The 20,075-nt window shown below is 63.6% G+C and carries 21 protein-coding genes; 13 read left to right on the top strand and 8 right to left on the bottom strand.

What is annotated here, in order from left to right; all coding sequences use genetic code 11:
• The first annotated feature begins 51 nt into the window (after positions 1-51).
• Positions 52-543 (top strand): asparaginase domain-containing protein, encoded by a 492-nt coding sequence (locus tag OUZ45_RS07430; protein ID WP_266169312.1) that lies wholly within the window; start codon positions 52-54, stop codon positions 541-543.
• 69 nt (positions 544-612) lie between these two features.
• Here OUZ45_RS07430 and OUZ45_RS07425 read toward each other — a convergent pair whose 3' ends face one another.
• Both OUZ45_RS07425 and sufT read right to left on the bottom strand, forming a co-directional pair.
• Positions 613-3,261 carry a protease pro-enzyme activation domain-containing protein gene (locus OUZ45_RS07425; protein ID WP_266169311.1) on the bottom strand — a complete coding sequence of 883 codons (2,649 nt, stop codon included), beginning with the start codon at positions 3,259-3,261 and terminating at the stop codon, positions 613-615.
• A 659-nt stretch (positions 3,262-3,920) separates the two neighbouring features.
• Positions 3,921-4,493 (bottom strand): putative Fe-S cluster assembly protein SufT, encoded by a 573-nt coding sequence (gene sufT, locus OUZ45_RS07420; protein WP_266169310.1) that lies wholly within the window; start codon positions 4,491-4,493, stop codon positions 3,921-3,923.
• Positions 4,494-4,708: 215 nt separating this feature from the next.
• Here sufT and OUZ45_RS07415 point away from each other — a divergent pair, with 215 nt between their 5' ends.
• Positions 4,709-5,143, top strand: a complete 435-nt coding sequence (locus OUZ45_RS07415) for a hypothetical protein (RefSeq protein WP_266169309.1) — start codon at positions 4,709-4,711, stop codon at positions 5,141-5,143.
• A 187-nt stretch (positions 5,144-5,330) separates the two neighbouring features.
• On the opposite strand, the gene OUZ45_RS07410 is transcribed toward OUZ45_RS07415, so the two are convergent.
• Positions 5,331-6,758 carry an NAD(P)(+) transhydrogenase (Re/Si-specific) subunit beta gene (locus OUZ45_RS07410; RefSeq protein WP_266169308.1) on the bottom strand — a complete coding sequence of 476 codons (1,428 nt, stop codon included), beginning with the start codon at positions 6,756-6,758 and terminating at the stop codon, positions 5,331-5,333.
• On the bottom strand, positions 6,758-7,063 hold the full coding sequence (locus OUZ45_RS07405) for an NAD(P) transhydrogenase subunit alpha part 2 (protein ID WP_266169307.1): 306 nt from the start codon (positions 7,061-7,063) through the stop codon (positions 6,758-6,760). Before OUZ45_RS07405 ends, OUZ45_RS07410 begins: the two co-directional genes overlap by 1 nt.
• Positions 7,064-7,156: 93 nt before the next feature.
• On the opposite strand from OUZ45_RS07405, the gene OUZ45_RS07400 reads away from it, so the two are divergent.
• The 3 genes from OUZ45_RS07400 to OUZ45_RS07390 are packed head-to-tail and all read left to right on the top strand — an operon-like array spanning position 7,157 to position 8,678.
• Positions 7,157-7,789: an RNA polymerase sigma factor gene (locus OUZ45_RS07400; RefSeq protein WP_266169306.1), complete on the top strand. Its 633-nt coding sequence runs from the start codon at positions 7,157-7,159 to the stop codon at positions 7,787-7,789.
• A complete protein-coding gene (locus tag OUZ45_RS07395; protein ID WP_266169305.1) occupies positions 7,786-8,169 on the top strand; it encodes a hypothetical protein in 384 nt (127 codons plus the stop codon). The genes OUZ45_RS07400 and OUZ45_RS07395 overlap by 4 nt, the downstream gene beginning before the upstream one ends.
• Before the next feature lie 5 nt (positions 8,170-8,174).
• Positions 8,175-8,678, top strand: coding sequence for a DUF3106 domain-containing protein (locus OUZ45_RS07390; RefSeq protein WP_266169304.1), 504 nt, complete (start codon positions 8,175-8,177; stop codon positions 8,676-8,678).
• A gap of 69 nt (positions 8,679-8,747) precedes the next feature.
• Here OUZ45_RS07390 and OUZ45_RS07385 read toward each other — a convergent pair whose 3' ends face one another.
• A complete protein-coding gene (locus OUZ45_RS07385; protein WP_266169303.1) occupies positions 8,748-9,848 on the bottom strand; it encodes an NAD(P) transhydrogenase subunit alpha in 1,101 nt (366 codons plus the stop codon).
• Between the two features lie 172 nt (positions 9,849-10,020).
• On the opposite strand from OUZ45_RS07385, the gene cdd reads away from it, so the two are divergent.
• A complete protein-coding gene (gene cdd / locus OUZ45_RS07380) occupies positions 10,021-10,434 on the top strand; it encodes a cytidine deaminase (RefSeq protein ID WP_266169302.1) in 414 nt (137 codons plus the stop codon).
• A 230-nt stretch (positions 10,435-10,664) separates the two neighbouring features.
• Positions 10,665-11,168, top strand: a complete 504-nt coding sequence (locus tag OUZ45_RS07375) for an META domain-containing protein (protein WP_266169301.1) — start codon at positions 10,665-10,667, stop codon at positions 11,166-11,168.
• 188 nt (positions 11,169-11,356) lie between these two features.
• On the opposite strand, the gene OUZ45_RS07370 is transcribed toward OUZ45_RS07375, so the two are convergent.
• The 3 genes from OUZ45_RS07370 to OUZ45_RS07360 form a co-directional block, all read right to left on the bottom strand.
• The gene (locus OUZ45_RS07370) at positions 11,357-12,184 is read right to left on the bottom strand and encodes an isocitrate lyase/PEP mutase family protein (RefSeq protein ID WP_266169300.1); all 828 of its coding nucleotides are present in this window, start codon (positions 12,182-12,184) and stop codon (positions 11,357-11,359) included.
• A gap of 318 nt (positions 12,185-12,502) precedes the next feature.
• Positions 12,503-13,483 (bottom strand): MBL fold metallo-hydrolase, encoded by a 981-nt coding sequence (locus OUZ45_RS07365; protein ID WP_266169299.1) that lies wholly within the window; start codon positions 13,481-13,483, stop codon positions 12,503-12,505.
• A gap of 139 nt (positions 13,484-13,622) precedes the next feature.
• Positions 13,623-14,543 (bottom strand): alpha/beta fold hydrolase, encoded by a 921-nt coding sequence (locus OUZ45_RS07360; protein ID WP_266169298.1) that lies wholly within the window; start codon positions 14,541-14,543, stop codon positions 13,623-13,625.
• Between the two features lie 231 nt (positions 14,544-14,774).
• Here OUZ45_RS07360 and OUZ45_RS07355 point away from each other — a divergent pair, with 231 nt between their 5' ends.
• The 6 genes from OUZ45_RS07355 (at position 14,775) to OUZ45_RS07330 (ending at position 19,889) form a co-directional block, all read left to right on the top strand.
• Entirely contained in the window at positions 14,775-15,971 is a 1,197-nt protein-coding gene (locus tag OUZ45_RS07355; protein WP_266169297.1) for a sterol desaturase family protein, read from the top strand.
• Between the two features lie 111 nt (positions 15,972-16,082).
• On the top strand, positions 16,083-16,652 hold the full coding sequence (locus OUZ45_RS07350; RefSeq protein WP_266169296.1) for a nitroreductase family protein: 570 nt from the start codon (positions 16,083-16,085) through the stop codon (positions 16,650-16,652).
• Positions 16,649-17,548, top strand: a complete 900-nt coding sequence (locus tag OUZ45_RS07345; protein WP_266169295.1) for a 5'-3' exonuclease — start codon at positions 16,649-16,651, stop codon at positions 17,546-17,548. The genes OUZ45_RS07350 and OUZ45_RS07345 overlap by 4 nt, the downstream gene beginning before the upstream one ends.
• 136 nt (positions 17,549-17,684) lie before the next feature.
• Positions 17,685-18,653 carry a DMT family transporter gene (locus tag OUZ45_RS07340; RefSeq protein ID WP_266169294.1) on the top strand — a complete coding sequence of 323 codons (969 nt, stop codon included), beginning with the start codon at positions 17,685-17,687 and terminating at the stop codon, positions 18,651-18,653.
• Between the two features lie 59 nt (positions 18,654-18,712).
• The gene (locus OUZ45_RS07335; RefSeq protein ID WP_266169293.1) at positions 18,713-19,276 is read left to right on the top strand and encodes an NUDIX hydrolase; all 564 of its coding nucleotides are present in this window, start codon (positions 18,713-18,715) and stop codon (positions 19,274-19,276) included.
• A 250-nt stretch (positions 19,277-19,526) separates the two neighbouring features.
• Complete coding sequence (locus OUZ45_RS07330; protein ID WP_266169292.1) at positions 19,527-19,889, top strand: hypothetical protein; 363 nt, start codon at positions 19,527-19,529, stop codon at positions 19,887-19,889.
• Positions 19,890-20,075 lie beyond the last annotated feature (186 nt).

Below are 20,075 nucleotides of genomic sequence, written 5' to 3'. Positions count from 1 at the left end.
GTGGGCTCCTACACTTAAACTATCCCGCCCCCACACCATGGCCATCCCAACATGCAGCACCTGACCATCGTCACCACCGGCGGCACCATCGACAAGATCTACTTCGACGACAAGTCGGACTACAAGATCGGCGCCCCGCAGATCGGCGATATCCTCAGCCAGCTCGGCGTGGCCTTCCAGTTCGACGTGATCCCGATCCTGCGCAAGGACAGCCTGCACATGGGCGACGAAGACCGCGCGCTGGTGCGCTCCACCATCGAAGCGCAGCCGCATCGCCACGTGCTGGTCACCCACGGCACCGACACCATGGTGGAAACGGCGCGCGAACTGGCCAGCATCAAGGGCAAGGTGATCGTGCTGACCGGCGCGCTGAACCCTGCGCGCTTTCAGGGCTCGGATGCGGTATTCAACATCGGCTGCGCTGTCGCCGCCGTGCAGACGCTGCCCGATGGCGTCTACATCACCATGAACGGCCGTGTGTGGGACCCGGCCAAGGTGCGCAAGAACCGCGACGCGAATCGTTTCGAAGAGGCCAACGGCTAAGCCATCGCAGTCCACAAAGAAAACAGGCCCGGTCATCGCTGACCGGGCCTGTTTCATTTCAAGCAAGCCTTACTGCACGTTCAAGTTGACGTCGTCGACCACGAACGAAGTCTGCAGCGATGCGTCTTCGGTGCCCGTGAACTTGAGGGTCACGGTCTGGCCGATGTAGGCGCTGAGATCGAACGTACGCAGGGCATAGCCCGACGCCGCGTTGAGGTTGGAGTACGTAGCCAGCGTCTTCAGCACGGTGCCGCTGCTGTTGAGCACCTGCACGTTCAACTTGTCGTACGCGGTGGTGGTGGTGGTCTCGGCCGTGTCGATGTGCAGATAGAACGTCAGCGTGGCCGAGGTTTTGCCGGCCGGGATAGCGACCTGCTGCGACAAGGTGTCGGTATGCGTGCTGCCATAACCGTCCAGCCACACAAACCAGCTGCCGGCATGCGCGGTTTCACCGCTGCAGGTGCTGTTGCTGCACAGCGCGCCTGAGCTGATCGACCACGGCGCCGCCGCACCGGTTTCGAAGCCGGTGTTGCCCAGCAACTGCGTCGGACCGCCACCGCCGCTGACCGTCACCGACGCCGTCTTGCTGCTGGTCTTGCCGTTGGCGCTGTCGGTTACCGTTTCGGTCGCGCTGTAAGTGCCGGCGGCCGCATACGTATGGCTCGGACTGGTGGCGGTGGAGGTACCGCCATCGCCAAAGGTCCACGAGTGCGACGAAATAGTGCCGCCGCTATCGGTGGAGCTGTCGGTGAAGTTCGCGGTGAGGCCGCTGGTGGTGAAGCCGAAGTTGGCCGTCGGCGTACCACCCGTGCTGCCGCCCGGTGCCCAGTTCGCCGCCGCAAAGGCGTTGAGCTTGGCGATGTCCAGGCTGCCCCAACCGGTGGTGTAGTCCCAACCCGCCGCCGCGTTGTAGCCGTAGCCGTTGTAGCCGTTGTTGCCCGAAGTGACGTCGTGCAGCAGCTCGGGATGGTTCGGGAAGTCCGCATACATCTTGGACGAAGGGAACGGCAGGCTGTTGTTGTTGGCGGACTGCAGACGCGCCCACACGCCGACAAAGATCGGCGAGGCCAGGCTGGTGCCGCCGATCTGCGCGACGCTGCCCTGGTAGACGATCTGCGCACCGCTGGACTGCGCGGCATCGAACGCCACGTCAGGCAGCACACGCTTGGTCACCGATGAACCCAGCGCGGTGGTCTGCCAGGCCGGCGCGTTCTCGAACACGCTGACGCCGCCGCCGGTCGACCACAGGCGCTGACGCGTGTCGGTAGCGCTGACCTGCGCCAGACCCTCGTTCCACACCGTCTCGCCGGCCCAGACGTTGCCGTTGGTGGTGGACAGCGTGGTGCCGCCCACGGCCACTACGTAGGGCGAGGTCGCCGGCTCGCTGACCGAGTACGCACTCAGGTTGGCCGTGACCGTGCCCGACGTATCGGTGAGCACGCCGTGCTCCGTTTCGTACACGCCTTCGTCGCCAGAGGAGATCGAGAAGGTCTGGCCCTGTGCCACGGCCTGCTGGAACACCGTGTCGTCAGACGCCTGCGTACCGGAGTTGTGCGCGGCAGTCTCGTCTGCGCCCAGCGAGACGTTGATGACTTTGACCACGTTGTCGGTCACCGCGCGATTGTAGGAAGCGGTGATGGCGGCGTCGGTAAGGCAGCTGTCGTTCGCATCGCAGTTGGGCGCGGTGTAGAAAATCAATTGACTCACGCCGCCGGACGTACCGGTGATGCTCTGGCTGTCCAGATCCCATTCGCCGTCGCCGTTGGGGTCATCGGCATAAGCGCTATTGCCGGTCTTGACCACCAGCGTGTTGACCGCCGCTATGCCTGCGTTGGTGGTGAAGGTGTTCAGATCGCTGAGGGTCTGGGTCATGTCACCCCAGGTGATGATGCCCACCTTGGTCTGCGATGCAGTCGGCGTGCTGCCGGCGTCGTAGATCGACGCGAACTCCGTCGGGTTGTGGCTGGTGATGGTGCCGGTGGCCTGGGTGGTGACGTTGGTATGCAAGTCACCCGCCGTATTCGGCTTGATGAAGTGATACATGGTGTGCTTGACGCTGACGTCCTGCAGACCGAGTACCGCGTTCACGGTATCGCCCAGTGCCGCAGGCACCAGCACCTCGCCGTCGTTCGCGAAGTGCTGGCGACCGCGGAAGTCGAACTGCTTCATGGTGGTGCGGAAACCTGCCTGCACGTTGCCAGCATGGCCGTCGGCTTCGATCAACAGGTTGTTCGGTGCCACGGTGATGTTGGAGAAGCCAGCCTGGCGCAGATGCGCCACCACCGTCTGCACCTGCTGCTCGGTCGGCGCGTACGCCGCCTTGAACTGGGCCGACGTGAGGTACTTGCCGTAGTGCGCGCTGCCCGGCGTGGCCAGCTCATGCAGGAACTGCTGCAGCTGATCGGCATTGCGCAGCTTCAGGCTGACGGCGACGTGCAGCGGCTTGCTCTGCTCCAACGGCGTCACCAGCGAGCCGGCCACGCTTGGGTTGCCGCGCATGTTCAAGGTCCACGACGAATTGCTCGCGGCCATGGCGGAAACGGTGGACGTACCGGCGGGTGCGGCGGCCTTCTGCATGGCCGGATGCGTCTTGGTGTTCACCCACGTATCGGTCGCCGCCTGGGCTGTACCCGCCAGCATCGCCATCGAAACGGCGAGCGGCAGCAAAGCCTTGCGATAACCCTTGGTAACTCCCCACGAATATTTGCGACTGGTCATTCCTAACTCCCCAGACATTTTTTTGGGACAAACGGGCCCGATGCGGCCACGTGGCCCCATGAGAAATGCCGTGCATTACACGGCTCCGGATTAGTGCATTTGTCCTGCGATCCGTTGAACGTCCGAGTCACGACTTCCCCTGGTCATTCCTGACGCAGCCGTGCCTGGACTGGCTTTTCGCAACGACACCGAAAACCACACGGCGTGTCGTAGCAGGATCATCCGTCAACCTCCCCGCTGGCGGATTTATCGACGCTAAGTGCAGCCTTCCTATTCGTCAATGCGCTTAAACAGTCACCAGAAATGACCTTTTGTAGGCCTAATACCCCACGGTGCAAAAGCAATAAATTGCGATTTAAATCGCAAAATAAAACGCAGCCATCTCCATAGCCAACGTGATTTCATGCTGCCTGTGACCCGGTCGTCTAAATGTCTAAATGGCATGTCGATATACCATTCGCCATTTCTTGCGTTTGAAACTGAACGCTCATGCCCCTGGCTTCCGGCAGAGATAAACCGTTCCTGAAGGAAGGTTTCATTCGCGCCAATCGCGCGCGGGCCGCCTCGCCAGGGCCACGACTCATTCCGTGTCGGCGCGCACAAAAAAGCGCCCAGTGACGGGCGCTTGGAGGTAGTGCTCAGAGCCTGTTCGAAGGCTCTCAGAGCATGCCGGTTTCGAGCTTCGCCGCATCCGACATCATCGAATGGTTCCACGGCGGATCGAACACCAAATCCACATCGGCCTCGGCCACGGTGGGGATCAGCTCCAGCTTGGTACGCACGTCGTCCACCAGGATGTCGCCCATGCCGCAGCCGGGCGCGGTGAGCGTCATCTTCACGTAGACCTTGCGGCTGCCCTGGTCGCCACCTTCCGGCGCCGCGTGCTCCAGGCTCACGTCGTAGACCAGACCCAGCTCGACCACATTGATCGGAATCTCGGGGTCGAACACCGTGCGCAGTTGCTGCCACACCAGCTTCTCGACGTCGGCATCGCTGGCATCTTCGGCCAGCTCGATCGGCGGGGGCGGCACCTTGCCCAGCGCGTCCGCGTCCTTGCCCGCGACGCGAAACAGGTTGCCTTCCACGTACACAGTGAAACTGCCGCCTAGCGCCTGGGTGATGTAGCCAACCTGCCCGGCCGGCAAGCTGACGGTTTCCCCCTGCGGCACCATGACTGCCTCGCAGTCACGCTCCAGGGTGAAAGGTTCGCTGCTAAGACTGAAACCGCTCATGCCGATCCTGCGAATCGCTATCGAAAGGCACGGCAAGACGCCGAGCCAAGCTGCCTATTATGCCGGCCAACAGCATTGCCCGCTCCTCAAATCAGGTCGGCGGGGGACAATCTCAAGCCAGGAACGGTCAGCCGGAAGCCTCGGCCGCGTTATCATCGGCGCTTTACCTGCGGGAATCCCTTCGTGCCAGCCAAGCTTTCCTGCGCTCGCCCGTTATGAGCGCACGTGCCCTGTTTGCCAACCTGTTCGCCTTAGTTAGCGCCCTCATGCTGGGCATGGCCGCCGGCGCTGTCTGGATGCTTCCCACGCTTTATATGCAGCGCACGCTGCCATGGCTCGCCTTGCCCATCGGCTGGCTGCTGGGCCGGGCCATGCGCGGCTGGGTACGCCCTGACCCTCGCGGCGCCGCCGTACTGGCCGCTCTCGCAACAGCCACCGCATCGATCTATGTCGGCATGCTCACCGCAGCCGCACGCATCGCCGGCAGCATGGGCTTGGGCTTGGTCGATGCGCTTCGCACCGCCGGCGCCAGCCTGTTGCTGGCATTGACCCGGCTTGCCGCGACGCCCAGCGACCTTGCCTGGTATGCCGCCGGCATGGCGCTAGCCGCCTACGCAGCCTGGTCGGTCAAGCCCAGCACGAAGCCCTGAATCCCCTGTAGGAGCGCACCCTGTGCGCGACAAACCGGCAGGACAGCCGGTTTGCACGGCGCAAGCCGCACGCAGGGTGAGGGCCAGGGATGGCCCGAATGAAACGGCCCTTGAGGGACCGCACCGGCAGGACAGCGGCCCTGCTAACGCAGGGCTTTCGCCCACAGGGTGGGCTCCTACAGTGTCTCTATTTATCGAGCGTCTTTAGCTCGGTGACCAACTGGCCCGCCGCGGCTTGCCCGTCGCCATAAAGCATCCGCGCGTTGTCGGCGTAGAACAGCGCGTTCTCAATGCCGGCAAAGCCGGTGCCCTTGCCGCGCTTGACCACGATCACGTGCTTCGCGGCGGCCACATCCAGGATCGGCATGCCGTAGATCGGCGACGCCGGATCGGTCTTGGCCAGCGGGTTCACCACATCGTTGGCGCCGATCACCAGCGCCACATCGGTGGCGGGAAACTCCGGATTGATGTCATCCATGTCGGCGATCAGGTCGTAGGGCACGCCAGCCTCCGCCAGCAATACGTTCATATGCCCAGGCATGCGGCCCGCCACCGGGTGGATGGCGAACCTCACCTTCACCCCACGCGCCATCAACAGCTGCGCGAACTCCCACACCTTGTGCTGCGCTTGCGCCACGGCCATGCCGTAACCCGGCACGATCACCACGCGTTCGGCATAGGCCATCATCACGGCGGCATCATTGGCCTCGATCGGCTTCTGACTGCCGCCGATTTCCTGCGCCGCCACGCCAGTCGCACCAAAGCTGCCGAACAGCACGTTGCCGATCGAACGATTCATCGCCTTCGCCATCAACTGCGTCAGCAAGGTACCGGCCGCACCCACCACCGTACCGGCGATGATCATCGCCTCGTTCTGCAGCACGAATCCCTCGAACGCCACCGCCAAACCGGTGAAGGCGTTGTACAGCGAGATCACCACCGGCATGTCGGCGCCGCCGATCGGCAACGTCATCATCAAGCCGAACAGCAAGGCCAACACGAAGAACGCCGCGATCACCGGCAGGCTCAACTGCCCGCAGACCAGTGCCACACCCATAGCCACGGCCGCCGCCAGCACCAGCAAGTTGACTGCGCGCTGGCCGGGGAACACGAAACGCTTGTCCAGCCAGCCCTGCAGCTTGGCGAACGCAACCAGCGAACCGGAAAAACTCACGCCACCGATCAAGGCGCCCAGCACCGCCAGCGCCAGCTGCGCCGTTCCGGGCGTGGCTCCGTCGGCAGTGAATTGGCCGCCGTCCAGCAAGGTGATGCTGCTGTTGGCATAGCTGATCAGCTCCGCGGCGCCGATCGCCGCCGCCGCGCCGCCACCCATGCCGTTGTACAGCGCCACCATCTGCGGCATGGCAGTCATCGCCACGCGACGGCCGGACCACCAGGCGGCCGAGACGCCGATCAGCACGGCGACAAGAATCAAGCTGCGGTTATGGATATCCGGCAAGGCCAGCGTGGCCAGCACCGCCACCAGCATGCCCACGCCCGCCCACACGATGCCGCCACGCGCCGTGCGCGGCGAACTCATGCGCTTCAGACCCAGGATGAACAGCAGTGCGGCGAGGAAATAACAGGCTTTGATCAGGATCGGCAACCAGGCCATCACTTGGCCTCCTTGCCGCCAGCGGGCTTGCTGGACTTGAACATCTCCAGCATCCGCTCGGTCACCACGTAGCCACCGGCGGCGTTGCCCGCGCCCAGCAGCACGCCCAGAAAGCCGATCGTAATTTCAAACGAAGTTTCCGCATGCCCTAGCGCGACCATGGCGCCAACCAGCACAATGCCGTGTACGAAATTCGAACCCGACATCAACGGCGTGTGCAGGATCACCGGCACTCTCGCGATGATCTCGTAGCCGGTAAACGCGGCCAGCATAAAGATATAAAGCGCCAGGAACCCGTCGATCATGACCCCTCCCTGCCAACCCGTTGTTGTCGGCGCATCATACGGTTGCAGGTCAACCCGTGCGAGCCTGCCGCGTTGATGCTTGGAGTCGACCCGATGGAGTCCCCGGATGCCCGCTCCGACGAACCGGACGACCTCGCCGTGAACAGCGTCGTCTCCACCCTCGATACCGAACTGCTGGTCGAAGACACCCGCGCGGTACCTACCTCGCTGGACGCCTTCCTGGCCCAAGTGGAACGCCGCGCCTTCCGTCTGGCCGAAATGAACCTCGGCCACCGGGAAGACGCGATGGACGCCGTGCAAGACGCCATGCTGCGCCTGGTGCGCAACTACCGCGACAAACCCGCACAAGAATGGACGCCGCTGTTCTGGGGCATCCTGCGCCGCCGCATCGTGGATCTGCAGCGCAGGCGCAAGGTGCGCTCGATCGTGGTCGGCTGGCTCGGTGGTGGACGCGATGACGATGGCGACGAACTGCCGGCCTGGGAGCCCGCCGACAACGGCCCCGGCCCGCTGGATCGCCTGCAGGACGCCCAGTCGTACGCCGACATGGCGGCCGCTGTGAAGAAACTGCCCCAACGCCAGCGTGAGGCTTTCATGCTGCGCGTGCTGGAGGGTCTGGACGTCGCCGAAACGGCCCAGGCCATGGGATGTTCCGAAGGAAGCGTGAAAACCCATCTGTCGCGCGCCATGCACAACCTGCGCGACCAATTGGAGGAATGGCGATGAATGCGCCTGACAACAACCTGGAACGCCGCGCCCGCACGCTGTATCGCGAGGCCAGCCGGCGCATCGACCCGGTCACGGCCGGCCGGCTTCGTGCCGCCCGCCGGGAAGCGCTGGCTGCCGCAAGCACCCCTGCGCATCCACGCTTCACCCGCGTACTGGTACCCGCCAGCGCCTTTGCCGCCGTCGCTTTTGCGGCACTGATGATGTGGTCGCCGATGTACCCCAACGCACAGGCACCGGAGTCATCCGCCAGCACCGTCGCGGTGGAAGTGGACGGCGATCTGCCGCCCGACCCGAGCGCCGCCGACCCCACCCTGGTACAGAACCTGGACTTCTACGGCTGGCTGGCGACCAACGACGACAGTCAGGCGGGCCGTTGATTCCTATGCACCCGACTCGCTTCGCACTGTCCCTGCTACTGGCCGGCCTGTTCGGCAGCGTTGCCGCCCCCTCGTGGGCGCAACAGTTGCCGCCGCCTCCGTCGCCGCCCGCAGGCGCCCCATCTCCGTCGCCGCATCCATGGGCAAGTCTCTCGCCCACCGAGAAGGACATGCTGGGGCCGATGCAAAAAGACTGGAACGGGCTACCGCCGGACCGGCAGGCCCATATGCTTGAACGCGTAAAACAGTGGAGCACGCTGCCGCCGGAACGCCGGCAGGAAATCCGCAAGCGCATCGAGCAGTGGCAGCAGATGACGCCCGAGCAGCGCGACCAGGCACGCGAGAACATGCGCAAGTTCCAGCAGCTGTCGCCGGAGCAGCGCGCACAGGTGCACAAGGCTTACCAACGCTATCAGCAACTGCCGCAGGAACAACGCCAGCAACTGATGCGCCAGTTCCGCCAGCAGAACAACATCCCGCCCCGCCGCCCACCGCCGCACGGCCGTTGACCCAACAAAGAGCCCCGCGATGCGGGGCTTTTTTCTGCAACCCGTTCGGGGCCGCTTGGTGCAACCGCCTTAGTTCTTGAAATGCGGCTCGCCACCATGAGTCACGCAACTCTTCGCCACCAGCTCGTCGTTGAAGTCAGGCTTCAACGCACCGTCCTGCACCAGCAGCTCGACGAAGTTGTAAACGTTGCGCGCATACATCTCCGACGCATGCAGCGGCGCACCCGCCGGCAGATTCAACGGGCCAAGGATGACCACCCCGCCATGCTCCACGCGCTCGCCCGGCCGGGTCAGCTCGCAATTGCCGCCGCCTTCCGCCGCGAGATCGACGATCAGCGCACCCGGCTTCATGCCATCCACCATCGCTGTCGTGAGGATCTTCGGTGAAGGCCGGCCCGGTACCGCCGCGGTGGTGACGATCACGTCCACCGCCTTCAAATGCTCCGCCAGCGCCTGCTGCTGCGCGGCGCGCTCCTCGGCCGACAGCTCGCGCGCATAGCCGCCACTGCCGGCCGCACTCACACCGAGGTCGAGGAACTTCGCACCCAGCGACTCCACCTGCTCACGCGTTTCGGGGCGCACGTCGTAACCCTCGATCTGCGCACCCAACCGTCGTGCGGTGGCGATCGCCTGCAAGCCGGCAACGCCGGCGCCGATCACAAGAACGCGGGAAGGCCGAATCGTGCCGGCCGCGGTGGTGAGCATCGGGAAAAATTTCGGCGCGGATTCCGCTGCAATCAGCATCGCGCGATAACCCGCCACCGCCGCCTGCGAACTCAGCACATCCATCGCCTGCGCACGCGTGGTACGCGGCAACAGCTCCAGCGAGAACGCGGTCAACTTGCACTTGCCCATCGCCACAATGCGCGCCGCGGCGCCGTAAGGCCGTAACTGCCCCACCACCACAGTGCCTTCGCGCAAGCCACCCCATACCGCATCATCCGGCGGCAATACGCAGGCCAGCAGATCCGCCTGCGATTGCACGCTGGCGGCATCGGCGAACTCCACGTCCACATAACTGCCATCGGGAAAACCAGCGGCCGCGCCAGCATCGCGCTCCAGCAACACGCGCAGCCCTTTGCCGCGTAATTTTTTCGCCACTTCGGGCGTAATCGCCACACGCCGTTCGCCGGCGGCGGTTTCTCGCAATGCGGCCACGGTGATCGGCATCGTGCATCCCCTGCGGAAAGGTCCGTGCATCGTAGAGCCTGTCCTCACAGTCCGCATAGCCCGCGCCGGCCACTTGCCCTCTGTCATGGCGACAGGGTTAGACTGGCCCACCGCCGGTATCGGAATGGCGCCTCGCGCACCGATACCCAGGGGTCCCACCATGGAGATCCCCATGCCCGTGCCACACGTTTCCGATCCCCTGATCGCCCTGGCCCGCGAAGCACGCGAGCAAGCCTACGCCCCCTACTCCCGCTTCCGGGTCGGCGCCGCCCTGCTCACCCACGACGGCCGCCACTTCCTCGGCTGCAACGTCGAGAACGCTGCCTACGGCCTGTGCAACTGCGCCGAACGCACCGCCCTGTTCGCTGCTGTAGCCGCAGGCTACAAACCCGGCGACTTCACCCGCCTCGCCGTCATCGGCGACACCGAAGGCCCCATCAGCCCCTGCGGCGCCTGCCGCCAAGTGATGGCCGAGCTATGCGACGAAGCCATGCCAGTGCTGCTCGCCAACCTGCAGGGCGTGGTGCAGGAAACCACCGTGGATGCGTTGTTGCCGGGGTCGTTTCGGTTACCGGTGTTGGCTTGAGGGTTGCTTCATGGCCATAACGAAAATGTGTAGCGGACTCAGTAGCCACACACTCAACAGATAGACGACCAGAGAGATGGGGAGAGGAGCCCGCCGCTTGCGAATAGGAGCAAGGCAGTGCGCGAAAGCTCACGGGGTCGCGGGTATCTCTGAGATGGGCCGGTGCTAGCTTCCTTGGCTGGCGTTCCCGAGTAGCGTCACAGTCAGCCGCTTCAAATGGAGAGGACGGTATGAAGACCATACTTGCAGCTGGGTTGTCAGCCATAGCACTCGCCGGATGCGTTTCCACGGGACACAAGGGGCCTGATCCTATCCCCGCGACGGGTAGCTCGGTGCCCACCGCATCGACTCGGCAGCTCGGCAACTACGACTGGATCGTGGACCGCGGAGGTCGTCCGTTCACGGCCGAAGACCGCGACTGGAAGCATCCCATTCGACTATCGTTTACCACCGATCAGATCACGATCAGCGACGGCTGCGAATCCATGACCGGGGTCTATCGCTACGAACACGACAATTGGCTGGAAGTAGGGAAGCTCACCTATTCGATGTCCAAGGAGTGCGGTGGGCCCTCCAAAATGCATCTCGTGAAACTACTGGGAGATTCCCTCCAGCATTGGGGGCAGGCTTACGTCGTAACGACCAGCAGCATGATGACCCTCACAGTGGGAAGAGACGGCCTGCTTTACCTCAAAGCGGTAAACAAGAATGCGGATCTCGCGTCCAGCCATTAGCCACTTGACCCGCCCCTGGAAACGGGCGGGCGTTCCCGCACGCAGTCGACTTCAAAACCGGGGGCCGAGGCTTTGCCTCAGCCCCTTACTATGAACTGGCATAAGAAAAGCGCGACCTGACCCCGGCTCTGGCCGTGACTGAGCAGGTCACTGAAGCGCATTAAGCTGAACTTTCGCAACGGCCTGCCTTAGCAGGCACTGGCTACTTCAAATATCGATGCAAGAGTTCGGTGCTCGTGGATTTCCGACAGGCGCGCCTGCAGGTTGTCCTGCAGGTGATCGAACAGCGCATTGCCCATGCTGACCCGCTTGACGCCCAAGGCCTGCAGGGTCGCGTAGGAAGGCAGCTGTGGCCGGCTGAGTACATTGATGGGCAAAGGCACGGCCTTCGTTATCGCCGCAATGTCCTCGCTTTGCACGATACAGGGGACGAAGAGCCCATCGGCACCCGCCTGTGCATACAGGGCGCCGCGCCGTACCGTCTCGGCACGCGCGCCGTCGAGGCCCAGCAGAAAAGGGTCCGTGCGAACATTGAGGAAAACATCGCAGCCGGCAGCTTGCAGTCCTGCCTTCACTTTGGCCAGGATCTCGGCGAATGCCTCGGCATTCACCAAGCTGCGTCCCTGGTCGACAAGGCTATCCTCGATGTTTACCCCCACGACGCCCAGCTCGGCGAGCTCGCGAATATGGGTAACGATGTCCTTTGGCTCGCGACTGTATCCAGACTCGATATCCACGGAAAGCGGCAACGTGGAAACTGCAGCTATACGTGCCACGAGATAGCGCAGCTCCTGGAAGGAAAGCTGCTCGCCGTCCTCGTAGCCAAGCATGGCCGCCATGGCAAAACTGGACGTAGCAATCGCGCCAAAACCGACACGCTGCGCCACACGGGCACTGGCGGCATCCCACACGTTGCAGATGAGCAAAGGCTCCGGCTGCCTATGCATTTCCCTGAAATTCATGATGTCCCCTTGATGTTGTGATCGCCCAAGGAAATGGACTCCTTCGGCCGCCAAAAGACTCTGGCCTCTGTCTTAAAAATAGCTCAGGGAGTCGAGATCTTTAACCGCCTGCGAAGAAACACTCCCAAGCGCCGATAGTCACCGCCATGGCTTGGCCCGATCGTGGTGAATACCTATAGCGTCGTATCGTAATGCCCGCTTTGGTTGCGGATTCGGCCGGAAGCAGACGCTCGCATACGGTAGGAGCAAGCCCCCTCAGAACGGCATCGTCCACACACGCGGGCCTCACTTTGGCGAAGGCCCGCGCGCCGTCTACCTGCTCTCCATCGCATCCCATGCGTTGAGGCGTTCTCGACGGATCAATGTGCCGCGTCAGTGCATCTCGGCGTAGCTAACCGGCAGCCATTGATACCCAGCCCCGCTCTTGCGGACATGACCCACGCCAGGAAAGGAAAGGTGCTCTCCGGCAATGAGATAACCGTTCTTCGCGGCATCGGCCAGGATGCGCTCACGCATCGCCTCTGCCGCATGGCTATCGACGTCGAAGTGGATGGTGACGGAGGGCTGGGCGAACTGCACGGCCTGCACGTGCATCGTGTCGCCCCACACCAACATCTTCTGGCCCTTGCTCTCGACGATGTAGCCGGTATGTCCGGGTGTATGACCGGCCAGGGAGACGGCACGCACACCCGGGACCAGCTCGGTGTCGCCGCTGAACGACTTGAAATGATCGGCCTGGACATAAGGCGTCAGTGAGGCCGTCGCGGCTTCGAAGTGCTGCTTCTCGTCGGCTGCGGCTTTCTCCAGGTTGGCCTTGCTCAACCAGAAATCGGCGTCGCGCTTGTCGGCACGCACCACGGCATTGGCGAAGACGCGCTTGCCGTTGTCCGACAGGCCACCGACGTGGTCCGGATGCATATGGGTGATGTAGATCTCATCGATCTGCTCGGGCCGGTAACCGCTGGCCACGATGCGCTCGACCAGCTTGCCGAGGTTGCTGCCAAAGAGATGGCCCGCGCCGGTATCGATCAGCACCAATTTGCTACCGGTATTGACGAGGTAAGCGTTGAAGTTCATCTCGTAAGGCAGCGGCTGGAACGCGGCATCCAACGCTTGGCGCGTCTTCTCGGGTGTCGTGTTGGTAAGCAGCTCCTGGACGGGTAGCGGCATAGTGCCGTCGGACAGCGCCGTGATCTCGAAGTCGCCCAGCATCATCCGGTAATAACCCGGTGCTGTCGTCTTAGCCATCGGCGCAGCCGCCTGGACGGGGCTAAAGGATGCGACGCCCACCGTACATCCCAGCAGCAGGGCGGTCGTTATGGCTGCGCGCGCGAAGGTAAGCCTCGTGCTCATCGTTTCATTCCTCGTTGTGTCGGGTTTCTACGTGTCGATCCATTTCGCGCGCCGTCTTGGAGATCAAGCACGGTCACCGAGATCGAGACGGCACACATATAGGGGCGAGTGCCGCCATTCCAAGAGTCCCTAGCAACGCCTAATGGCTCCTGCGCAGCAGTTCACGCAAAGCCCGATTGAAGGTGGTCGGATCATCGACAAACACGGCATGCCCCGCACCCGGCACCGCGATCATCTGCGCCCCTCGAATGCTCGCGGCCATCTCTTTCTGCACATCCAGCAGCGGTGATTCGGCCGAGGCGACGACCAGCGCCGGCCGATCGATCTTCTGCAAGGCCGGCCGTCGATCCGTACCGAAAATATCCGCCACCAACATGGCGGTGCCGATGGAAGACGGCGTGCGCTGTGCTGAAGCGATCACGGCACCCATATCCAACTCCGGGTGCTCGCGCTTGAAGATGGAGCGCATCACGCGCTCGGTGTACTCCGCGGGATGCGCGGCATACTCGCCCAAACCGGTGATGATCTGGCGACTGAACTCCTTATGCAGGTCCAGCTCCGCTGGCCCGGCCGACACCGGCGAATCCACAAAAGCCACGCCAGCGAGATCCGCCGTACCGAACTGCAGAATGTACGCCGCCACGTCCTGCGCACCCTGCGACCAGCCGACGATCACGAAACGCTTCACCTGCAATTGCGCCAGCAGTTCGTGCAGATCCTGCGCGCGTCGCTCCGGGGTGTTGCCGGTCAACATCAGCGCCGAGCCGCCTTGCGAGCGCGAATCCACCGCGATCACCCGTCGCGACGGTGAGAACGTGTCGAGCTGCCCGCGCCACAGCGACGCCGTCAACGTCCAACCGGGAATGAGCACCAAGGCAGGCTCGGTGTCGCGCGCACCGGCGTACAGATAGTGGATGTGCGCACCATCGCTGGTGACGAAGTCGCCGTCATGAATGGCCGCAGATGACGCGGCCGAGCCCGCTTCGACCACAGGCATCGCCGCGAAGAACGCGGCCAGCGCCATGCAGGACCATGCAACGAAACGCCTCGTTACGTTCATCGCCAGTCTCCGCCTGAGGATATGGACGGCGATTGTAGGTCAAAGAAACGCCGTAACGGCATGTCACTCCGTGATCCCGTGCCAGCTGCGAGCTGGGGCACGACGACCTTGCGCCACCCGGCTGGCCGCCTTCGCAAAAGCAGATGTGAAGGTCGCGTGGACGCCGACTCGCAGACGCTTCTCCACGTCTGCCGGAGTAAAATCCACACTCGGTTCATGCCCCATCACGCCATGCAAGGGTTAACCGCCCCCTGGGCCGCGGCGCTGAACTGGACGGCCACGCATGCCGTCTACCCTTCGCTGCTGGCCTTGCATCTCCCTTGGCTCGCGGGCCAATCTCGCGAGATAGCTCAGTACTTCTTGCTGACAACCGTGCAAGTGAGCGTGATTGCCTGCGTGCTTCGGCCGCTGGAAGACGTTTGGCCGGTGGAACGCTGGGAGCAACGCCAAGCCACCTTCATCGATCGCCGCTACACGTTGATCAAACTGTTCGGCGTGTTGCCGTTGTTTACCTATCTGGTGCTGTATCCCTTGAGTCGATGGCTGGGGAGCGATGAGGACGGCAACAGTGCCGGCCTGGTCAGTATCCAGCAGGGCATCCCCGGGCTGACGAAACATCCGGTGATGCTGTTTCTTGTTTATTACGCGCTCTACGATTTCGTCTATTACCTGATTCATCGCCTGCAGCACGCCATCCCCTGGTGGTGGGCGCTGCACAGCCTGCATCACAGCCAGCGCCAACTCAGTTGCTGGTCGAACGACCGAGACCACTATCTCGATGACATGCTGGAGGCCTTGATCATTGCCGGCGTCGCCTTGCTGTTTGGTGTTTCACCCACGGATTACGCACTGCTGGTGTTGCTGGGCGAACTGCTGCAGAACCTTGGGCATGCAAACATCCGGCTGCGATTCGGCCCGGTGTTCGAGAAATTGCTGGTGGACCCGCACTACCATCGCCTGCATCACATGCGGGTCGATCCCGAGCGGCCAACCCTGCACAGTTGCAACTACGCCTTCGTCTTTCCGATCTGGGACATCCTGTTCGGCACGGCACTGTATGGCGAGGCAGCGCGGCCTACCGGCGTCTGCGATTCGATGGTGGATGCGGACAATCGCCGCGGCATGCTCCGCCAGCAGCTGATGACGCTGCGGCGCTGCTGGGGCGCATTCCGTTGTCGCGCCGGCTGGCGTCCCGGCGACGTGGCCTTCGACGACCACTATCGTCCGATATCGACGCAAAGCATCGATCTACGCGCGCTGGAAGCAAGCGGACAGCCGGTGAAGGCTGCTACGGCTAGGGCTGGCGGAGACTCCCTGACCTATCTATCGGTCAGCGTGCATGAGCACCCCGGTTTGATGGCGGCCAATCAGCCCGCCAAAAATCAAACCCGATCCCCTTCTAGCCCAAACGATTCGATCGCGGCCTGAAGCCACCCCCTGCAGCAACATCCAAGCTCAGGAGCTCGGCAAGCCGCGCAGCTGCGAGCTGCGGCCTGCGCATCTGGTAGTACGATGGCTTCTTTTTCTCTCGCCTCCCCTATGTCGAACGCTCTCTCTTTGCTGCAACAACGCCATTCCGTTCCCTCACGCCAGCTGGGCGAACCGGCGCCCGACGAGGCCACGCTGCATGCCCTGCTCGAAGCTTCCATTCGCGTACCGGACCACGGCAAGCTGGTCCCGTTCCGGCTGATCCTGCTGCGCGGCGACGCCAAGTTGCGCTTCGGTGAGCGGCTGGCCGACATGGCGATCGCGCGCAATCCGGACCTGCCCGAATCCAATCGAGAGAAGGATCGCCATCGCTACACCTTCGCGCCGCTGGTGGTCGCCGTGGTCGCGCGCATCGATGCCGACAGCAAGACACCCGCCATCGAGCAGAACATGGCCGCTGGCTGCGTCGCCTACAACCTGCTGATGGGCAGCTACGCCCTTGGCTTCGGCGCCAACTGGCTCACCGGCTGGGCCGCCTATGACCGCGAAGTCGGCGCCATGTTGGGTCTAGCCGAGAACGAACACGTCACCGGCTTCGTCCACATCGGCACGCCGCAGATCGACGTACCCGACCGCGACCGCCCTGCGCTCGCCGACCTGCTGTCCACGTGGGCACCATGAGCGCCCCGCATCCAGCCGTCCATTTGATCGACGGCAGCCTGTATGTCTTCCGTGCATGGCATTCCATGCCGAATGAATTCACAGACGTCGACGGCCACCCCGTCAACGCCGTGCACGGCTTCACCCGCTTCCTGTGCGAACTGCTGGAACGCGTGCGGCCGCCGCACGTCGCCGTCGCCTTCGACGCCTCGCTCACCACCTCGTTCCGCAACGCCATCTACCCACCCTACAAAGCCAATCGCGAATTGCCGCCGCCGGACCTGGAACACCAGTTCGTGCTGTGCCGCGAAGTCACCGAAGCGTTGGGCATCGTGGTGATGATCGACCACAGCTATGAAGCCGACGACCTTATCGGCAGCGCGTTGTGGACCCTGCGCGGCCACGGCTTTCGCAGCGTCATCGTCTCCGCCGACAAAGACTTCGGCCAGCTGCTCGGCGAACACGACGAACAATGGGACTACGCCCGCGGCCTGCGCTGGGGCCCCGCCGGTGTACACGAAAAACTTGGTGTGCATCCCCATCAAGTCGCCGACTACCTCGCCCTCTGCGGCGACGCCGTCGACAACATCCCTGGTGTCCCCGGCATCGGCGCCAAAACCGCTGCCGCCCTGCTCACCCATTTCGGCACCCTCGACGTCCTGCTCGAACGAGTCGACGAAATCCCTTTCCTGCGCATCCGCGGCGCCGCCAGCTGCGCACAAAAACTCCGCGAACACGGCCAATCCGCCCTCCTCTACCGCCGCCTCACCCGCATCGCCCTGGATGCCCCCGTATCCACTAGCGCCGACGCATGGCTGCGCTTGAACGGTGATACCGCACGGATGGATGCGCTATGCGAACGGCTTCGCTTTGGGCCGCTGACGCGGCAGCGGTTGAAGGCGTTGATACAGAGCTGACGGTTCGCGCAGGTTGCCCCCTGTGCGCGATGGCTCTTGAGAGGCGCCTCATCACGGCCATCGCGCACAGGGTGCGCTCCTACCAAAAGCCATCTGGTACAAGACACCACAGGCACAACGGCACAAGCTGCTCCCCATGTGGACTGGAACCTTCTACGCACTTATCGCCGGCCTGATGTGGGGCCTGGTTTTCGTCGGTCCGCTGTTGGTGCCGGAGTATCCGGCGGCACTGCAGTCGGTCGGACGTTACCTCGCCTTCGGGCTGATCGCCTTGCCGCTCGCCTGGCTGGATCGCGCCGCACTGCGCCGCCTGAGCCGCAGCGATTGGCTGGAGGCGCTCAAGCTCGTCGCCATCGGCAACCTGCTTTATTACCTTTGTCTCGCCAGCGCCATCCAGCGCGCGGGCGGCCCCCTGCCGACCATGATCATCGGCACCTTGCCGGTGGTCATCGCGATCAGCGCCAACCTGCGCAATGCCCAACGCGACGGCCACCTGCCCTGGCGCCGGCTGGCACCCTCGCTGCTGCTGATCGCCGCCGGGATCGCTTGCGTGAACCAGGCTGAGCTAGCCGCTCTGCGCAGCGATCCGCATGCCGACCTCGCGCGCTATGCCTATGGCGCCCTGCTCGCCTTCGGCGCCGTGGCGTGCTGGACCTGGTACCCACTTCGCAACGCGGACTGGCTGCGCAATCACCCCGACCGCAGCCCACGCACCTGGGCTACGGCACAAGGCGTGGCGACGTTGCCGCTTGCACTGATCGGCTATGCGCTGCTGTGGTTGATCATGGGCGTTGGCGGCAGTCCCTTCGCCATGCCGTTCGGCCCGCGACCGGCCGTGTTCATCGGCCTGATGGCAGCGATCGGCCTGTTCGCCTCCTGGCTCGGCACGCTGTGCTGGAACGAAGCCAGCCAGCGCCTGCCCACCGCGCTGGCCGGCCAACTGATCGTGTTCGAAACCCTGGCGGCACTGAGTTACGCCTTCATCCTGCGCGGCCACATGCCCGGCCCGCAGACCTTGGCTGGCGTCGCTTTGTTGGTCGCCGGTGTGATGTGGGCCGTGCGCGTGAAGCCGGAACCGGTGGAGCTGACGGCGGAGCGGTTGTAGGCGTCACACCAGCGCGGCAACATGCAGGCCACTTCGCCAACCATCGGTCATCCCTAAGCATGCCTGCTCATCGCGCTCCCGCCGACGCCAACAATCCCGTCGAAACCCTCTATGAAGGCCGCTGGCTGAGCCTGCGCAAGCGCGGTCGCTGGGAATACGCCGAGCGCAACCATCCCGGTGGCGCGGTGATCATCCTGGCGGTAACCCCCGAGGACAACGTGCTGTTCGTGGAGCAGTACCGCGTCGCCATCCAGCAGAACACCATCGAGATGCCCGCCGGCCTGGTCGGTGACGAACACGGCCACCATGACGAAAGCGCCCTGCTCGCCGCCCAACGCGAACTGGAAGAAGAAACCGGCTACCGCTGCACGCACCTCGAATTCATCCACGAAGGTCCGTCGTCGTCCGGGATGAGCACGGAGATGATCGCCTTCGTGCGCGCCTGGGATTTGGAGAAGGTCGGCCCCGGCGGCGGCAATGAACACGAAAACATCGTGGTGCACGAAGTGCCGCGCAGCCAAGCCGGCGCGTGGCTGTTCGCGCGTGCGGCTGAGGGTTATTCGATTGATCCGAAGGTGTTTGCGGGGCTGTGGTTTATCGAGCACACCGATCGCAAGGCATGACTTGATGGGCTACACCCCACCCCAGCCCTCCCCTGCTACGACCGAAGTAGTCCCCGTGGGACACGCAAGGGAGGGAGCACGTCGATGCAAGCTTTAAGCCCCTCCCCTTGCTTGCAGGGGGAGGCCGGGAGGGGGTAAGCCCTTGCGACAACGCAGCCAAGCTTGCGGAGCCGCTCTAAAGATTTCCCAACCCCAGCCGATCCATTGAATCGTCGTCCCTTACACGATTCCCACCATTGGATTGCCGCCCATGAAAACCCTGCTCGCCGTTGCCGTGCTCCTGCTCGCCCCAGTCGCCTCCCACGCCGCCTGCTCCTCTGCCGACTTCGCCATCAAGGACTTCAAGATGAAGTCGTCCGGCAGCGGTACTGGCCTGCGTTTGAGCTTGAGCGGCCAGCTGACCAACCATTGCGCCGAAGCCTCCGCTGCCCAGGTGCGCATCGAAGCCAAGGACGCCAGCGGCAAGGTGCTGCAGAGCAAGCAGGGCTGGCCGGCCGGCACCGCCAACATCGCCCCGGGCCAGTCGGTGGATTTCGACCTGGGCCGTTTGTTCCGCTACGAATCCGACATGCAGGACTACTCCGTCAGCGTGTCCGACGTGCGCACCTGGTAATACCAACCACTGAAAATGCAACGCTTTCGGCCCCGCAAGGGGCCGTTTTTTTGGTTCTGGTCAGGGTGTCGCAAGGGCTTACCCCCTCCCAGCCTCCCCTGTCCCACGGGACTAGCTTCGCGTCGCAAGCAAGGGGAGGAGCTAGAAGCTCGCAACGACCTGCTCCCTCCCTTGCTTGCGACGCGA

The sequence above is a fragment of the Dyella subtropica genome, assembly GCF_026283965.1.
GTDB lineage: Bacteria > Pseudomonadota > Gammaproteobacteria > Xanthomonadales > Rhodanobacteraceae > Dyella_D > Dyella_D subtropica.
The sequence above is the reverse complement of the archived record's forward strand: the minus strand, read 5'-3'. Positions and strand labels throughout refer to the sequence as shown.

What these genes read in the sequence shown, in the direction of transcription:
- OUZ45_RS07330 (WP_266169292.1), top strand. Translation starts at nt 19,527, where the DNA reads ATGAAAACCCTGCTCGCCGTTGCCGTGCTCCTGCTCGCCCCAGTCGCC.
- OUZ45_RS07340 (WP_266169294.1), top strand. Translation starts at nt 17,685, where the DNA reads ATGTGGACTGGAACCTTCTACGCACTTATCGCCGGCCTGATGTGGGGC.
- sufT (WP_266169310.1), bottom strand. Translation starts at nt 4,493, where the DNA reads ATGAGCGGTTTCAGTCTTAGCAGCGAACCTTTCACCCTGGAGCGTGAC.
- OUZ45_RS07400 (WP_266169306.1), top strand. Translation starts at nt 7,157, where the DNA reads ATGGAGTCCCCGGATGCCCGCTCCGACGAACCGGACGACCTCGCCGTG.
- OUZ45_RS07335 (WP_266169293.1), top strand. Translation starts at nt 18,713, where the DNA reads ATGCCTGCTCATCGCGCTCCCGCCGACGCCAACAATCCCGTCGAAACC.
- OUZ45_RS07345 (WP_266169295.1), top strand. Translation starts at nt 16,649, where the DNA reads ATGAGCGCCCCGCATCCAGCCGTCCATTTGATCGACGGCAGCCTGTAT.
- OUZ45_RS07415 (WP_266169309.1), top strand. Translation starts at nt 4,709, where the DNA reads ATGAGCGCACGTGCCCTGTTTGCCAACCTGTTCGCCTTAGTTAGCGCC.
- OUZ45_RS07360 (WP_266169298.1), bottom strand. Translation starts at nt 14,543, where the DNA reads ATGAACGTAACGAGGCGTTTCGTTGCATGGTCCTGCATGGCGCTGGCC.
- OUZ45_RS07390 (WP_266169304.1), top strand. Translation starts at nt 8,175, where the DNA reads ATGCACCCGACTCGCTTCGCACTGTCCCTGCTACTGGCCGGCCTGTTC.
- OUZ45_RS07405 (WP_266169307.1), bottom strand. Translation starts at nt 7,063, where the DNA reads ATGATCGACGGGTTCCTGGCGCTTTATATCTTTATGCTGGCCGCGTTT.
- OUZ45_RS07425 (WP_266169311.1), bottom strand. Translation starts at nt 3,261, where the DNA reads ATGACCAGTCGCAAATATTCGTGGGGAGTTACCAAGGGTTATCGCAAG.
- OUZ45_RS07385 (WP_266169303.1), bottom strand. Translation starts at nt 9,848, where the DNA reads ATGCCGATCACCGTGGCCGCATTGCGAGAAACCGCCGCCGGCGAACGG.
- OUZ45_RS07350 (WP_266169296.1), top strand. Translation starts at nt 16,083, where the DNA reads ATGTCGAACGCTCTCTCTTTGCTGCAACAACGCCATTCCGTTCCCTCA.
- OUZ45_RS07365 (WP_266169299.1), bottom strand. Translation starts at nt 13,483, where the DNA reads ATGAGCACGAGGCTTACCTTCGCGCGCGCAGCCATAACGACCGCCCTG.
- OUZ45_RS07395 (WP_266169305.1), top strand. Translation starts at nt 7,786, where the DNA reads ATGAATGCGCCTGACAACAACCTGGAACGCCGCGCCCGCACGCTGTAT.
- OUZ45_RS07375 (WP_266169301.1), top strand. Translation starts at nt 10,665, where the DNA reads ATGAAGACCATACTTGCAGCTGGGTTGTCAGCCATAGCACTCGCCGGA.
- cdd (WP_266169302.1), top strand. Translation starts at nt 10,021, where the DNA reads ATGCCCGTGCCACACGTTTCCGATCCCCTGATCGCCCTGGCCCGCGAA.
- OUZ45_RS07355 (WP_266169297.1), top strand. Translation starts at nt 14,775, where the DNA reads ATGCAAGGGTTAACCGCCCCCTGGGCCGCGGCGCTGAACTGGACGGCC.
- OUZ45_RS07410 (WP_266169308.1), bottom strand. Translation starts at nt 6,758, where the DNA reads ATGGCCTGGTTGCCGATCCTGATCAAAGCCTGTTATTTCCTCGCCGCA.
- OUZ45_RS07430 (WP_266169312.1), top strand. Translation starts at nt 52, where the DNA reads ATGCAGCACCTGACCATCGTCACCACCGGCGGCACCATCGACAAGATC.